This window comes from Pseudomonas sp. Fl5BN2, assembly GCF_009908205.1.
In the GTDB taxonomy this organism is placed as follows: domain Bacteria; phylum Pseudomonadota; class Gammaproteobacteria; order Pseudomonadales; family Pseudomonadaceae; genus Aquipseudomonas.
In genome coordinates, this window is the sequence record NZ_JAAARL010000004.1 from 249648 (window position 1) to 264742 (window position 15095).

The window sequence follows — 15095 nt, forward strand, 5'->3', positions numbered from 1 at the left end:
GAATATCCCGATCCCGGCAGAGACTGCCGACCCGAACATCGATCAACCGACCCTGCCCCCTAGCGAACCTGAGCCAGTCGCCGAGCGCCAACCGCCGGGCAGCCCCCACCGCGCAAAGTCGATCCGAGCAATGCCCGCCCCCGGTGGTGACCCATTCCAGCCCTCAAGCATAGACAGTCCCGCGCCCTATCTCGCAGGAGCCGACACCTACAACAAATGCGCCGCTGGTGGATGAAAGGCCTGGCCGCCGATCGGTCCACCACGCCGGTTATTTCAACGCACAGACGTTCCAGATGCGCCTGCCCGACAATGCCGCCGGCCGCATCACCAAGTCACTTGGCGGGGGCGCCAATGCGGGAGCGGATCTGCATCACCGAAGCAGAAGGCGGCGCTTTGACCGTAGCAGGCGCAATCGGCGGGCGGTGCCATATAAAGGCCATCTACGGTGATTCGGTCATTTGGCTGATCTGGATCAGGGTTCCTTGCCAAGGCCTGTGCCAGAGGCCGCTGCAGCCATCCCCAAAGGCACTTGAGGGGGTGCAGCAAGTTGTCGCAGGGGCGCGCAAATATCCATCTGATCCGGTTTTTTATAAAATACCTGAGCCTGTTATGCAAACAGATCCATGGTCATAGTTGCCGTGCCTGATGGAGGCTGATGAGCGAACGACCATGAGCGAAAGAATCCCCGTCCGATTAGTAGAAACCTTCGAACCTTCACACCCTAAACAGATGAAGTCGAAGACCACCGACAAGCAAGTCTTCACCCGTAGTTTCACTGGTTTGTTCCGTACCCTGCGCATGACCGGCGCCGGGTTCCTGTTCCTAATGTTCTTCGGCACTGTCTGGTTGAACTGGGGTGGCCGCCAAGCGGTGCTCTGGGACCTGGCCGAAAGCAAGTTCCACATCTTTGGCGCAACCTTCTGGCCCCAGGACTTCATCCTCCTTTCGGCCCTGCTGATCATCTGCGCCTTCGGCCTGTTCGCCATCACGGTGTTCGCCGGCCGCGTGTGGTGCGGCTACACCTGCCCGCAAAGTTCCTGGACCTGGCTGTTCATGTGGTGCGAGAAGGTCACCGAAGGCGAACGCAACCAGCGGATCAAGCTGCAAGCCGCGCCCTGGGGCCTGAACAAGCTGGCTCGACGCGCGATGAAACACACGCTGTGGCTGGCCATCAGCCTGCTTACCGGCCTGACTTTCGTTGGCTACTTCACCCCGATCCGCCCCCTGGCCCAGGAACTGCTGACCCTGCAGATCGGTGGCCTGAGCCTGTTCTGGGTGCTGTTCTTCGCCGCCGCCACCTACATCAATGCCGGCTGGCTGCGTGAAGCGGTGTGCATGCACATGTGCCCTTATGCGCGCTTCCAGAGCGTGATGTTCGACAAGGACACCCTGACCATCTCCTACAACCCGGTCCGTGGTGAAAGCCGTGGCCCGCGCAAGCGCGATGTGAAACCTGCCGATGTCGGCCTGGGTGATTGCATCGACTGCCAGGTGTGTGTCCAGGTCTGCCCTACCGGCATCGACATCCGCGACGGCCTGCAGATGGAATGCATCGGCTGTGCCGCCTGCATCGATGCCTGTGATTCGATCATGGACAAGATGGGCTATGCCCGCGGCCTGATCGCCTATACCTCGGAGCATGAACTGCAAGGGGGCAAGACCCATCTGCTGCGGCCGCGCCTGGTGGGCTACAGCCTGGTGCTGCTGGTGATGATCGGCGCCCTGGCCATGGCTCTGGTGCAGCGGCCGATGGTGTCGCTGGACGTGAGCAAGGACCGTGGTCTGTTCCGCGAGAACGCCCAGGGGCAGATCGAGAACATCTACAGCCTGAAGATCATCAACAAGACCCAGGAATACCAGCAGTACCGCGTAGCCCTGGTAGATGGCGATGGCTTCGAACTGCAGGGCAAGACCGAGCTGGGCCTGGCCCCGGGAGAAATCACCGACCTGCCGGTTTCCGTGGCGATGACCCAGGACCGCCCGCAAAGCAGCTCCCAGGCCATCACCTTCAAAGTCACCGACAGCGACGAACCCGGGGTCTACGCCGTGGCCAAGAGTCGTTTTGTCGCCCCGATGAACCGCTGAACCTCTAGAATGCCGTGGCGAGAGGGGCGTGCCTCGATTGAGGCCGCCCCTGCGGAGCCACCGGCAATGAGCGTTTACGACCGCCATGGCGGTCAAGTACCTCCCCACTCCCTCGCCACCGCACACACGTTGACTCAATGACCAGACTGGATCTTCAACCGCAGATGAAACGCTACGAAAAATTCGCCGAGGACATCGCCGAACTGATTCGCTCCGGGGTCCTTGGCCCTGGCCAGCGTGTGCCTTCGGTGCGCTACGCCAGCCAGACCTACGGGGTCAGCCCGTCGACGGTGTTCCAGGCCTATTACCTGCTGGAGCGCCGCGGCCTGATCCGCGCCCGCCCGCGCTCCGGCTACTTCGTCAATGCCCATGCGCCGAGCCCGTTTTCCGAGCCGGTGATTAGCAGCGAAGTCAATGAATCCACCGAAGTCGATGTCAGCGAGCTGGTGTTCTCGGTGCTCGACTCGATCAAGGACCCGAGCACCGTGCCCTTCGGCTCGGCGTTCCCCAGCCCGACCCTGTTCCCCCTGCAGCGCCTGTCCCGCTCCCTGGCCAGTGCCAGCCGCGAAATGGACCCGCGGGTGGTGGTCACCGACATGTCCCCGGGCAACCCGCAACTGCGCCGGCAGATCGCCCTGCGCTACATGGTCGCCGGCCTGATGCTGCCCATGGAGGAACTGCTGATCACCAACGGCGCCCTGGAAGCGCTGAACCTGTGCCTGCAGGCCGTGACCGAACCCGGCGACCTGGTAGCCATCGAGGCCCCGGCCTTCTACGCCAGCCTGCAAGTACTGGAGCGGCTCAAGCTCAAGGCGGTGGAAATCCCCGTGCACCCGCGCGACGGCATCGACCTCGGGGTGCTGGCCCAGACCCTTGAGCGCCACCCGATCAAGGCCTGCTGGTGCATGACCAGCTTCCAGAACCCGATGGGCGCGAGCATGCCCGAGGCGAAGAAACAGGAGTTGGTGGAGCTGTTGCGCCAGCACCAGGTGCCGCTGATCGAGGACGACGTTTACGCCGAGTTGTACTACGGCCAACAAGCGCCGAAGCCGGCCAAGGCCTTCGACACCGAGGGCCTGGTGATGCACTGCGGCTCCTTCGCCAAGAGCCTGGCCCCGGGGTACCGCGTCGGCTGGGTGGCTGCAGGGCGCTATGCGCAGAAAATCGAACGGCTGAAACTGATGACCTCGCTATGCGCCTCGATGCCGGCCCAGGCGGCGATTGCCGACTACCTGCAGCACGGTGGCTACGACCGCCACCTGCGCAAGTTGCGCTATGCCCTGGAAGAACAGCAGAGCGCGATGCTGGCGGCGATTGGCCGTTACTTCCCGGCCCAGACCCGAGTCAGCCAGCCGGCGGGCGGCTACTTCCTGTGGCTGGAACTGCCGCCGCAGATGGATTCGCTGAAACTGTTCCAGATGGCCCTGGCCCAAGGCATCAGCATCGCCCCCGGGCCGATCTTTTCCCCGACCCAGCGCTTTCGCAACTGCATTCGCCTGAACTACGGCAGCCCGTGGAATGAAGCCATGGAACAAGCCATGGAAACCCTGGGGCGGATCATCCGCTCCTTCTGACCGCTAGCCCGTCTGCAGGAGCTGGCTTGCCAGCGAAAGCGTCTTCAGGATCGTGGCACAATCCAAGGCCCCCTTCGCCGGCAAGCCGGCTCCTACGCAGAGGTGCTCGATACGCGGGCCGCCGAACAATCCCCTTGCCCCCTCCCCTCAATTCCTTCAGCATCCGCGCTCCATTTTTCCAGGGACCGGAACACGTCATGGTCGAAGACCTGTATTACGACGACTACCCAGAGGCCAAGGCCGAACTGCTCAAGGCCATTGAACGCGGCCGCCTGCCGCTGCTGACCCAGGAGCTCAACGCCTACGACTGCATCCAGGCGATCTTCGAACTGGATGCGATCAACAACCCCAAGGACGAAGAGGACGCCTTCTTTGACCTGGCCCTGGCCCTGATCGGCTGGATCCCCGGCCCCGGCCAAGGCCTGAAGATCCTGCTGCGCCTGATCAACCGCGCGCCCCAGCGCCACGCCGAAAAGCTCTTCGACCTGATCCGCCACACACTGCTGGCCTGCCGCCTGAAGACCAGCCCCGAACAGTTGCTGGAGAAGTGCCTGGAGCCACAGCGCCTGGCCGAGGAACTGCCCGAGATCATCAGCGGCGTGCGCGCCTCCTCGACCTTCAACAACCTCACGCCCCAGCAGCAACGCCTGGTGATCCACAACCTCAACGAAGCCCAGGAACACACTGAGTTCCTCATGGCCTCGGTGCAAGAACGCATCGCCCCCTGGGTCGCCGAACAGCGCAACAGCTCGGCCGCCGCCCACAGCCGTGGCCCGGCCCTACAGCCCAAGCCGCAATCCTCACTGGAAGCCGGCACGCCCACCATCAACCGCGCAGCGCCGCCTGAAAGCCGCGATGCCGCAAGCCTCACCCGGGACATCAACCAGGGCATGGAACACCTCACCGGTGAAGACCACTGGCTGGAGCTGAACCTGCATCACCCCAACTTGGAGCCGGTATCCGGCGCCGCCTACCGAGTGATCTTCAGCGACGGTTCGCAAATCGAAGGCAACCTTGACGAACAAGGCTTCGCCCGCCTGGAGGGCATTCCTCCCGGTCCGGCCAAGGTGTATTACGGCGAAGACCCCCGCCCCTACCTGCGCCTGCCGATCTCGGCCCTGCCCGCCGATGCGCAACAGCTGGAAGAAGAGCTGGAGCAGCTTGACCTGGAGCCGGCCGAAGTGGACCTGGCGACCCTGCTGCTGGAAACCTCGCAGCGCAAGGCGCCCTTCACCCTGATTCCCGTCTACTGAGGCCAGGCACCCAGATGAACCGCAGACAAGTGTTTCTCAGCCACGCGCATTACCACCGTTACCTGGAAAGCCTGGCGGGCACCGAAGCCCGCTGGCAGATGCACTCGATGACGGCCGACAGCCCCGAGCAGGAAGCCGCCCTCAAGGCCGCAGAAGTCAAGGACGCGCGCCTGGACCACCTGATCCTGAACTACACCGGCGGTGCGCCCATGGCGGCGTTGGCCCAGGAGCTGGACGGGGTGATCGAAGGCTACGAGGACTACCAGCGCAAGCTGGGGCTCTGCGAAGAGCTGCCGGACATCGCGCCGCTGAACATCGACGACTACCTCGACCAGTACGAGGAATACGTGCAGGTCATCAGCCTGTGCATCCTGCTGCAACGCAGCGACCTGCTGCCCCGGGTGGCGCTGTTGCAGGACCGTGCCGGCTATCGTGCCGAGGACACCCTGATCGAGGACCTGCTCAAGCCCTACCTGGCGGACCGCACAGACCTCGATGAGTGGTACCACCCCATGTACTCGCCCCTGATCTGGGCCATCTACAGCGAAGACCCGGACGAGCCCCGGGAACTGCTGGTGGAGTACTGCAACCAGTGGTACCAGGCCTTCGAGCACGCCTCGTGGTACGACAGCCACCTGGACATGGACGAGGGCGGTTACTACGTCGGCTACTGGGCCTTTGAAGCCGCGGCGGTGGCCTACCTCTACGGCCTGGACGACAGCGCGGTCAAACACATGGTGTTCCCGCGGGAGATGCTCGAATACGCCCGGCGCTTCACCCCGCCGCCGATTCCCCTCCACTGAGGCTGGGTACTGACATGCAACGCAGGCAAGTGTTTCTCGACCACAAGCAGTACCTCATCCTCCTCGAGTTCCTGGCGGGGGCCGAAGCCCATTGGCAGACTCACTCCCTGGAAGAGGATTTCCCCGGACAGGAAGCTTCGCTCAAGGCCTGGGAGGTCAAGCAAGCGCGTCTGGACCACCTGATCCTGGGCTATACCGGCGGCAAGGACATGCAGGAGTTGGCCGATGAGCTGGACGCACTGATCGGCAGCTACGAGGAGCACCAGCGCACACTGGCCCTCTGCAATGAAATACCGGATATCGCACCACTGAACATCGAGGACTACCTCTACCAGTACGAGGAATACGTGCAGGTCATCAGTCTGTGCATCCTGCTGCAACGCCGCGACCTGCTGCCCCGTATGGTGGCGCTGCAGGACCGCGCCGGCTACCACGCCGAGGACACCCTGATCGAGGATCTGCTCAAGCCCTGCCTGCCGGGCCGCGCAGACATTGATGAGTGGTACCACCCTGTCTACACGCCGCTGATCAGGGCCATCTACTGCGATCAACCGGACGAGCCCCGGGAACTGCTGGCGGACTACTGCAACCAGTGGTACGAGGCATTCGAGCAGGCCCCATGGCACGACTCCCACCTGGACGGTGAGTCCTACTTCGGCTACTGGGCCTTTGAAGCCGCGGCAGTGGCCTACCTCTACGGCCTGGACGACAGCGCGGTCAAGCACATGGTGTTCCCGCGGGAGATGCTCGAATACGCCCGGCGCTTCACCCCGCCGCCGATTCCCCGGCCGGCGGCGCAGGACTGATACGTCCCTTTACCTCCCCTCCACACAGGTTATGCATTGCCCATGAAGTCCTGGATCAAGACCCTGCTGATCACCCTGCTCGCGGCCGCCTTGTGCCTGCTGCTGACCCGCCTTGTACTGCCCCCGCTGCTGATGCTCCTGGTGCAGCCGAGCTGGGAAGGCGCTGGGTGGTACTGGGCCAATCTGCTGCTGGCCGGTTTCCTTGCCGGGCTGCTGGTGGCGCCCCTGCTGCGCACCCGGCGTTATTACCCGGTGCCGCTGCTGCTTCTGTTGTCCGCCCTGGTGGTGGTCGGCAGCTGGGCGCAGAACCGTTGCAACGACGCCCAGTTACAGGCCATCGAACAACTGGCGATGCGCAGCGCGAGCCATTCGAACCTGGGTATCTCGAATGAGCAGCCACCGCCTTCGGCGCCAGTGGACTTGAGTGCAGTAGCGGGTGTCTGGGCGGATGAACAAGGCTACGGATTTGGCTATAGCTGCACCCGCCCGGAAGAAACCCTGGGGTACGTACTGCTACTGTCGCTGAGCTTTGGCATCAGCGTGCTGGGGCTGTTGCTGGCCTTGCTGATCGGCCCCGGCCGACGCCACGCCAGGTAGGAGCTGGCTTGCCAGCGAAGGCGCCCGCTCCAGTGCAAGACTCTGCGGCCTCTTCGCCGGTAAACCGGCTCCTGCGATGAACCAGGGTGTCAGCGACCGCCGCCCAGGTCGACGAAGGTGCCGGTGGCGTAGGAGGCCTTGTCCGACAGCAGCCAGACAATCGCCTCGGCCACTTCGTCGGGGCGCCCGCCACGGCCCATGGGGATGGCCGACTCCAGCTTGCTGACCCGGTCGGCATCGCCACTCAGGGCATGGAAGTCGGTGTAGATGTAACCCGGACGCACGGCGTTGACGCGGATGCCCTCGCCCGCCACTTCCTTGGACAGGCCGATGGTGAAGGTATCCAGGGCCCCCTTGGAGGCGGCGTAGTCGATGTACTCACCCGGCGAGCCCAAGCGCGCCGCCACCGATGACACGTTGACGATGCTGCCACCCTGCCCGCCATGACGCGGCGACATGCGCAGCACCGCGTGCTTGGCGCAGAGAATCGGCCCCATGACATTGGTCTTCATGATTTTCTGGATACGGAATTCGGACATCTCGTCGAGACGCGACTTGTGCCCCACGGTCCCGGCATTGTTGACCAGGGCGGTGACCCGGCCCAGTTCGCTGTCGACCCGCTGAAACAGGCCGATGACCTCATCCTCGATGCTGACATCGGCACGTACCGCAATGGCCTGGACGCCCAGGGCGCGCACCTGTTCCAGCACCTGATGGGCCGACTGCTCATCGGCCTGATAATTGATGCACACCTTGAAACCCTGCTGCGCAGCCAACAACGCCGTGGCTGCACCAATTCCCCGTCCGCCACCGGTGATGATGATGACTTTGTCCATGCTGCCGACTCCCTCACTGATCAATTCAACGCCAGCCATTAAACACCGCACAGGCCACGATGAAAACCGCATCGATACACGACGCGCGCCCGATAAGCGCCGCCCCAGGCTCGGGCAGCACGCGGACGATCAGCTATTCAGGCCTTGTGTTCGGCCAGGTGGATGCCTTGCATGAAGCCTTCAGGAGGCAACGGGTGGCCAAGGAAGTAACCTTGCAGTGAGTCGCAGCCCAATTGGGTGAGAAAGGTCTGCTGCACGCCAGTCTCCACGCCCTCGGCGACGATGCGCAAACCCAAGGCCTGGCCCAGGGCGACAATCGCCGAGACGATCGCTGCGTCGTCGCTGTCATGCTCCAGGTCGCGGACAAACCCACGGTCGATCTTCAGCTCGTTGGCTGGCAGGCGCTTGAGGTACATCAGGCTCGAATAGCCCGTGCCAAAGTCATCGATGGACAGGTCCACTCCCATGTCCGCCAGTTGCTGCAACACCACCATGCTGACATCGGCGTCATTCATCGCCGTGGTCTCGGTGATCTCCAGGGTCAGGTTGTTGGCCGGCAGTTCATAGCGCTCAAGGGCACCGGTGACGCTCTTGACCAGCCCCACATGACAGAACTGCAGGGCCGAGAGGTTCACCGCGATGCGCCAGTCGGTGTAGCCCTGGACGTACCACTCGCGCATTTGCCGGCAGGCTTCGTTCAACACCCAATCACCGATGGGAATGATCAGCCCGGTCTTCTCCGCCAGTTCGATGAACTTGTCCGGCAACAGCAGGCCATGCTGCGGGTGCTCCCAGCGCAGCAGCGCCTCGGCACCTACCGGCCGGCCGTTGGCGGCATCGAACTTGGGCTGGTAATGCAGGCGGAACTGATGATGCTCCAGGGCATTGCGCAGGTCCTGGAGCAGTTGCAGCTGGCGCCGGGCGTTGCCGTTCATCGAGGCGTCGAAAAAGCTGTAGCCGTTCTTGCCGGTGCCCTTGGCGTGATACATCGCCGCATCGGCATTCATCAGCAATTCCTGGGCGTTCAGGCCATTGCCGGGGTACACCGCGATACCGATGCTGGCGGAAATCTGCAGCTCATGCTCGGCCACCCGGAACGAACGCGACACCAGGCTCACCTGGCGGGCGGCCAGGCGCAAAGCATCATCGGGCTCGCCCAGTTGCACCAACAGGACAAATTCGTCGCCACCGATCCGTGCCAGGGTGTCTTCGCTGCGCAGATCCTCGCGCAAACGCTGAGCAACCTCACGTAGCAACTGGTCGCCCATGTGGTGACCAAAGGCATCGTTGACTGGTTTGAAGCCGTCCAGGTCAATGAACATCAGCGCAAAACAGCCGCCATGGGCGGTCACCCGGTGCATCGCCTGATCGATCCGGTCCGCCAGCAGGATGCGGTTGGGCAAGCCGGTCAGGGTGTCATGCAGGGCCAGCTGGGTGAGTTCCTTGTTGGCCTCGGTCAAGGACTGCGCCAGCACCGCGGTCCGGGCCTCCAGGCGCGCATCCAGCACCGAAGTCAGCAAGGCGATGATCAGCACCGCCAGGGTGGTGATCAACACCAGGTTGTCCAGGCCCTTGCCGCTCAGGCCATTGCCCAGGGCACCGCAGAAACTGCCGTCGCCAAAGCGCGCTGCGGCCATGCCGGTGTAGTGCATGCCGACAATCGCAAAACCCATGACCACCGCCGCGCCACTGCGGGCCAGGCGCACATAGGGGGTGTTCTGGCGCAGGCGGAAGGCGATCCACAACGCCGCCAGCGAGGCGCCGAAGGCAATCAACAGCGACGCGCTGAACAGCCGCGGGTCGTAGTCGATGCCCGGCTGCATGCGCATGGCCGCCATGCCGGTGTAATGCATGCCACTGATGCCCGCCCCCATGATCAAGGCGCCGAACAGCAACTGCGACAACGGCAGGCGCGGCTGGCTCACCAGCCACAGGGCAAAGCCGCAGGAGAGGATCGAGATCAGCAATGACAAGGCGGTGAGCGTGATGTCGTAGCCCAGGTCAATTGGCAGGTTGAAAGCGAGCATGCCGATAAAGTGCATGGACCACACGCCGACGCCCATTGCCATGGCTCCGCCGCACATCCACAGATAGGCCGCGCGACCTTTGGTGGTGGCGATCCGTCCAGTGAGATCGAGGGCGGTATAAGACGCGAGGATCGCCACGAAAATGGAGATCACGACCAGTGCGGGGGAGTAACTTCCGATGAGCATGAGCATCTCTTGGTCGTTGTGCCGACAGTCCTGCTCGGCGGCAAAAGCGCAGATTGTACTGATTGCGTGGAAGAACGCATCTACAAAGTGAGCAAAAAGCCATTAGTCAGACAGAACGTTTGGTTCGAGCCGCTCATGCCCTTACAGGCCTTGTGGACATGGGCTCTGCGCCCTTCGACCATGCTCCACGGCAGGCCAGTCGCCCTCCCTGGCCAGTGCCAGCAACGGGGCAAGACCGGGGTCGTGCCCAACCGTCAATGGTTGCCAAATCGCCATGCCCGTAGCGGCCGAGCGCAGCCTGCGCCAGCCGCTACAGCAATGAGTCCGGGCTACTTCTGCTCGCTGACCTGCAACTGGCCATCCCAACCGCCGCCCAGGGCAGCGATCAATTGCACGCTGGCAATCAGCCGGCTCTGCAGCAAGGTGAGGACGCTGCGCTCGTTGCTCAGGGCGGTAGTCTGGCTGGTGACCACGTCCAGGTAGGCGATCAACCCGGCCTTGTACTGGTTCTCGGTCAGGCGCAGGGCTTCGCGGGCCGAATCCAGGGCCTGCTGGCGAACCCCCGCCTCGTCCTCCAGAACCTTGAGCTGGACCATGTAGTTCTCCACCTCGCGGAAACCGTCGAGCACGGTCTGCCGGTACTTGGCCACGGTCTGGTCATACACCGCCTCGGTGCGGTCCACTTCCGCCGAGCGCTGGCCACCGTCGAACAGGGTCATGGCCAGTTTCGGCCCCACCGACCAGAAGCGGTTCGGCAAGCTGATCCAGTCGGCATAGGTGCTGCTGCTGTAGCCTCCGGCGAGGCTCAGGGTCAGGTCCGGATAGTAGGCAGCCTTGGCCACGCCGATCTTGGCATTGGCGGCGATCACCGAACGCTCCGCCGAAGCAATGTCCGGACGGCGTTCGAGCAACTGCGACGGCACCCCCAGCGGCACTGGCGGCAGCGCAGGAATGCTCTGGCTTTCGGCCAGGTTGAACTGTGCCGGTGGCTCGCCGATCAGCACCGCAATGGCGTTCTCGAACTGCGCCCGCTGCCAGATCAGGTCGATCAGGTCAGCCTGGGTGCTTTTCAGTTGGGTCTGGGCCTGGGCCACCGCATCCTTGCCGGAAACCCCCGCCTGATACTGGTTCTGGGTCATCGTCAGGGAACGCTGATAGGCCGCCACCGTGGCGTCCAGCAAGCGCTTCTGCTGGTCGATCACGCGCAACTGCAGGTAGTTCTGCACCAGCTCCGACTGCTGGCTCAGGCGCATCGCCGCCAGGTCGGCAAAGCTGGCCTCGGCACTGGCTTCGTTGGCCTCCAGGTCACGGCGCAGCTTGCCCCAGACATCCGCCTCCCAACTCACCCCCAACTGGCTGTTGTAGGTGTCGCGAATACCGCTGCTGGAACTGCTCAGCCCCGAACTGCTGCTGCCGGTGCCCTGGCTGGCCCGGGTCTTGCCAGCACTGAGGTCAACGCTGGGAAAGAATGATCCCCGGGAACTGCGCACCAAAGCCCGGGCCTGGCGGAACTGCGCCTCGGACTGGGCCACGCTCTGGTTGGAGCGGTTGAGCTTGTCGATCAGGCCGTTGAGCTCGGCATCGCCATACAGCTCCCACCAGGCGCCACGGGCCAGGGCGTCACTGGGGTTGGCCTGACGCCAACCCTGGGCTTGCTTGTATTGCACCGGCTCGGCCACCTCGGGCCGCTGGTAGTCGGGACCGATGGCGCAAGCGCTGAGCAACAGTACGCACAGGCCCAGGCTCAAGGCCCGCGAGCCTCGGGCCATGGCCAGGCGCTGGGCCGACAGCGGGAAAACAGGACGGGACGAATGGTCGGTCATAGCGGCGTTTCCAGAGCAGCATCGGTACGGACCCCACGCCAGTGGTTGAACTTGTGGCGCAGGCGATCGAGATAGAGGTAGACCACCGGAGTGGTATAGAGGGTCAGGACCTGGCTGAAGACCAGGCCGCCGATAATGGTCAGGCCCAGGGGCTGGCGCATTTCCGAGCCCTCGGCGCCCCCCAGCAGCAGCGGCAAGGCACCGAGGATCGCTGCCAGGGTAGTCATCAGGATCGGCCGCAGGCGCTGCAGGCAGGCACTGCGAATCGATTGCAGTGGGTCAAGCCCGTGGTGCCGCTCCAGTTGCAGGGCCAGGTCGATCATCAGGATCGCGTTCTTCTTCACCACCCCGATCAACAGGAACAACCCCAGCAAGGAAATCAGGCTGAACTCCCCGCCCAGCACGTAGATCGAGAGCAAGGCGCCAACCCCGGCCGAGGGCAAGGTGGAGAGAATGGTCAGCGGGTGAATGTAGCTTTCATACAGCACCCCCAGCACCAGATACACCGCCAGCAACGCACCGAGGATCATCAACGGCTGGCTCTTCTGGGTCGCGGCGAAAGCGTCGGCGGTGCCGGCCATCTTGACGATCACCTCCTCCGGCATGCCGAGCTTGGCAATCGCCCGCTCAATGGCCGCGGTGCCCTGCTCCACTGTCACCCCTTCGGCCATGTCGAAGGAGATGCTTTCCGAGGCGAACTGCCCTTCGTGGCTGACCCGGTCGTCTTCCAGGCTGTTTTCGTAGTGGGCAATGGCCGACAACGGAATCCGCGCACCGCTGGAGGTGATCACCTGCACCTGGTTCAGGGTGATCGGGTCCTGGGCGTATTTCGGATTGACCTCCATCACCACCTGGTACTGGTTGAGGCTGTCGTAGATGGTGGAGATCTGCCGCTGGCTGTAGGCGTTGTTGAGCACTGCGGTGACCATGTCCATGTCCACCCCCAGGCGCTTGGCCTGGTCGCGGTCGACCATCAGGGTCACCTGCTGCGCGCCACGACCTTCACGGGCATCGATGGCGGTCAGTTCCGGCAAGGCGCGCAGCGCGGTGACCACTTTCGGGTACCACTCGCGCAGGGAACCCAGGTCGCCGCTTTGCAGGATGTAGGAGTACTGCGAGGTGGTCTGCTCGCGGCCGCCGCCGAACTGCAGGTCCTGGTCCGCCATCAGCATCAGTTGGGCGCCGGCGACCTTGGGCATGTCCTTGCGCAGGCGCTCGATGACCTTCTGCGCGGAAAGGTTGCGCTCCTTGATCGGCTTGAGGCGCACCAGCATGAAGGCGTTGTTGGTGCCGTTGTTGCCACCGATAAAGCCGGCCACGCTCTCCACCGCCGGGTCCTTGAGTACCGCGCGGCGGAAGATTTCCATCTTCGGCTGCATCACCGTGAAGGACAGGCCGTCGTCACCACGGACAAACCCAATCAGTTGGCCGGTGTCCTGCTGGGGCAGGAAGGTCTTGGGCACCACCACATACAGGGCCACGTTGACGCCGATGGTCAGCAGCAGGCTGAACAGGGTCAGGCGCTTGTGTCGCAGGACCCAGTCCAGGCTGGTGGCGTACTTGCCCACCATCCACTCGTTGCTGCGCCGGCTCCAGCGTTGCAGGCCGTTCTCCTGCCCCGGCACATGGGGCTTGAGCCAGCGCGCGCAGAGCATCGGGGTCAGGGTCAGGGACACCACCAGGGACACCACGATGGCCGCCGCCAGGGTGATGGAAAACTCACGGAACAGGCTCTCGATAATCCCGCCCATGAACAGGATCGAGAGGAATACCGCCACCAGCGAGACGTTCATCGACAGCAGAGTGAAGCCCACCTCCTTGGCCCCCAGGTACGCCGCTTTCATCGGCGCGATGCCTTCGTCGATGTGCCGGGAGATGTTCTCCAGGACCACGATGGCGTCGTCCACCACCAGCCCGGTGGCAAGGATCAAGGCCATCAGCGACAGGTTGTTCAGGGAGAAGCCGTACAGGTACATGATGGCGAAGGTGCCCACCAGCGACACCGGCACCGCCAGGGTCGGGATCAGCGAGGCGCGGAAATTGCCGAGGAACAGGTACACCACCAGGATCACCAGGGCCACGGCGATCAGCAGGGTCATCTCGGCCTCGTGCAAGGTGGCCTTGATCACCGGCGAGCGATCCATGGCCAGGTTGAGCTTGACGCTGGCCGGCAGCACCGCCTGCAACGCCGGCAGCTGGGCCTTGATCTCGTTCACCGTCTCGATGATGTTGGCCCCGGCCTGGCGGTTGATCACCAGCAGCACCGCGGCGTCATTATTGAAGAAGCCGCTGTTGTAGCGGTCCTCGACGCCGTCGCTGACCTTGGCCACATCCTTCAGGCGCAGGGCCGCGCCGTTGTTGTAATGGATGATCAGCGGCTCGTAATCCTTGGCCTTCTCCAACTGGTCGTTGGCCTGGATCTGCCACAGCCGCTGGTCATCCTCCACCGAGCCCTTGGGCCGACGCTGGTTGGCATTGGCAATGGCATTGCGCACGTCGTCCAGGGCCACGCCGTACTGGTTGAGCAGTTGTGGCTCGAGCTCGATACGCACCGCCGGCAGCGAACTGCCGCCGACCTGTACTTCGCCCACGCCCTGCACCTGGGACAGGCTCTGGGACAGGATGGTCGAGGCCAGGTCGTAGAGCTGGCCCTTCTCCAGCACGTCGGAGGTCAGTGACAGCACCATGATCGGCGCCTGGGACGGGTTGACCTTCTTGTAGGTGGGCATGCTGCGCATGCCGCTGGGCAGCAGGTTGCGCGAGGCGTTGATGGCCGCCTGCACTTCCCTTGCTGCGCCATTGATGTCGCGATCGAGGTCGAACTGCAGGATCACCCGGGTCGAGCCCTGGCTGGAGCGGCTGCTCATGGTGTTGACCCCGGCAATCGCCCCGAAGGAGCGCTCCAGGGGCGTGGCCACGGTGGAGGCCATCACCTCGGGGCTGGCCCCCGGCAGGCTGGCCTGGACCACGATCACCGGAAAATCCATCTGCGGCAGCGGCGCCACCGGCAACAGGCCGAAGCTGACCCCGCCCAGCAACATGATTGCCAGGCTCAGCAGCATCGTCGCCACTGGACGCTTGATGAAAGGTCCTGACAGGTTCATC

10 protein-coding genes are annotated in these 15095 nt (G+C 63.7%); 6 read left to right on the forward strand and 4 right to left on the reverse strand.

Going from position 1 to position 15095, the window contains the following annotated elements; translation table 11 throughout:
• The first annotated feature begins 669 nt into the window (after positions 1-669).
• The 6 genes from ccoG to GV819_RS07460 all read left to right on the forward strand — a co-directional run bounded on the left by ccoG (position 670) and on the right by GV819_RS07460 (position 7118).
• Positions 670-2085, forward strand: coding sequence for a cytochrome c oxidase accessory protein CcoG (gene ccoG / locus GV819_RS07435; protein ID WP_161755032.1), 1416 nt, complete (start codon positions 670-672; stop codon positions 2083-2085).
• Between the two features lie 164 nt (positions 2086-2249).
• Positions 2250-3659, forward strand: a complete 1410-nt coding sequence (gene mapR, locus GV819_RS07440; RefSeq protein WP_161755034.1) for a GntR family transcriptional regulator MpaR — start codon at positions 2250-2252, stop codon at positions 3657-3659.
• Between the two features lie 197 nt (positions 3660-3856).
• Positions 3857-4912, forward strand: coding sequence for a hypothetical protein (locus GV819_RS07445; RefSeq protein ID WP_161755036.1), 1056 nt, complete (start codon positions 3857-3859; stop codon positions 4910-4912).
• A 14-nt stretch (positions 4913-4926) separates the two neighbouring features.
• Entirely contained in the window at positions 4927-5715 is a 789-nt protein-coding gene (locus tag GV819_RS07450) for a PoNe immunity protein domain-containing protein (protein ID WP_161755038.1), read from the forward strand.
• Between the two features lie 14 nt (positions 5716-5729).
• Positions 5730-6521 (forward strand): PoNe immunity protein domain-containing protein, encoded by a 792-nt coding sequence (locus GV819_RS07455; protein ID WP_161755040.1) that lies wholly within the window; start codon positions 5730-5732, stop codon positions 6519-6521.
• Between the two features lie 42 nt (positions 6522-6563).
• Positions 6564-7118, forward strand: coding sequence for a hypothetical protein (locus GV819_RS07460; protein ID WP_161755042.1), 555 nt, complete (start codon positions 6564-6566; stop codon positions 7116-7118).
• Between the two features lie 89 nt (positions 7119-7207).
• On the opposite strand, the gene GV819_RS07465 is transcribed toward GV819_RS07460, so the two are convergent.
• The 4 genes from GV819_RS07465 to GV819_RS07480 form a co-directional block, all read right to left on the reverse strand.
• On the reverse strand, positions 7208-7954 hold the full coding sequence (locus GV819_RS07465; protein WP_161755044.1) for an SDR family oxidoreductase: 747 nt from the start codon (positions 7952-7954) through the stop codon (positions 7208-7210).
• A gap of 137 nt (positions 7955-8091) precedes the next feature.
• Positions 8092-10167, reverse strand: coding sequence for a putative bifunctional diguanylate cyclase/phosphodiesterase (locus GV819_RS07470; protein WP_161755046.1), 2076 nt, complete (start codon positions 10165-10167; stop codon positions 8092-8094).
• 329 nt (positions 10168-10496) lie between these two features.
• Positions 10497-11990, reverse strand: a complete 1494-nt coding sequence (locus GV819_RS07475; RefSeq protein WP_161755048.1) for an efflux transporter outer membrane subunit — start codon at positions 11988-11990, stop codon at positions 10497-10499.
• On the reverse strand, positions 11987-15094 hold the full coding sequence (locus GV819_RS07480) for an efflux RND transporter permease subunit (protein ID WP_161755050.1): 3108 nt from the start codon (positions 15092-15094) through the stop codon (positions 11987-11989). Before GV819_RS07480 ends, GV819_RS07475 begins: the two co-directional genes overlap by 4 nt.
• Position 15095 lies beyond the last annotated feature (1 nt).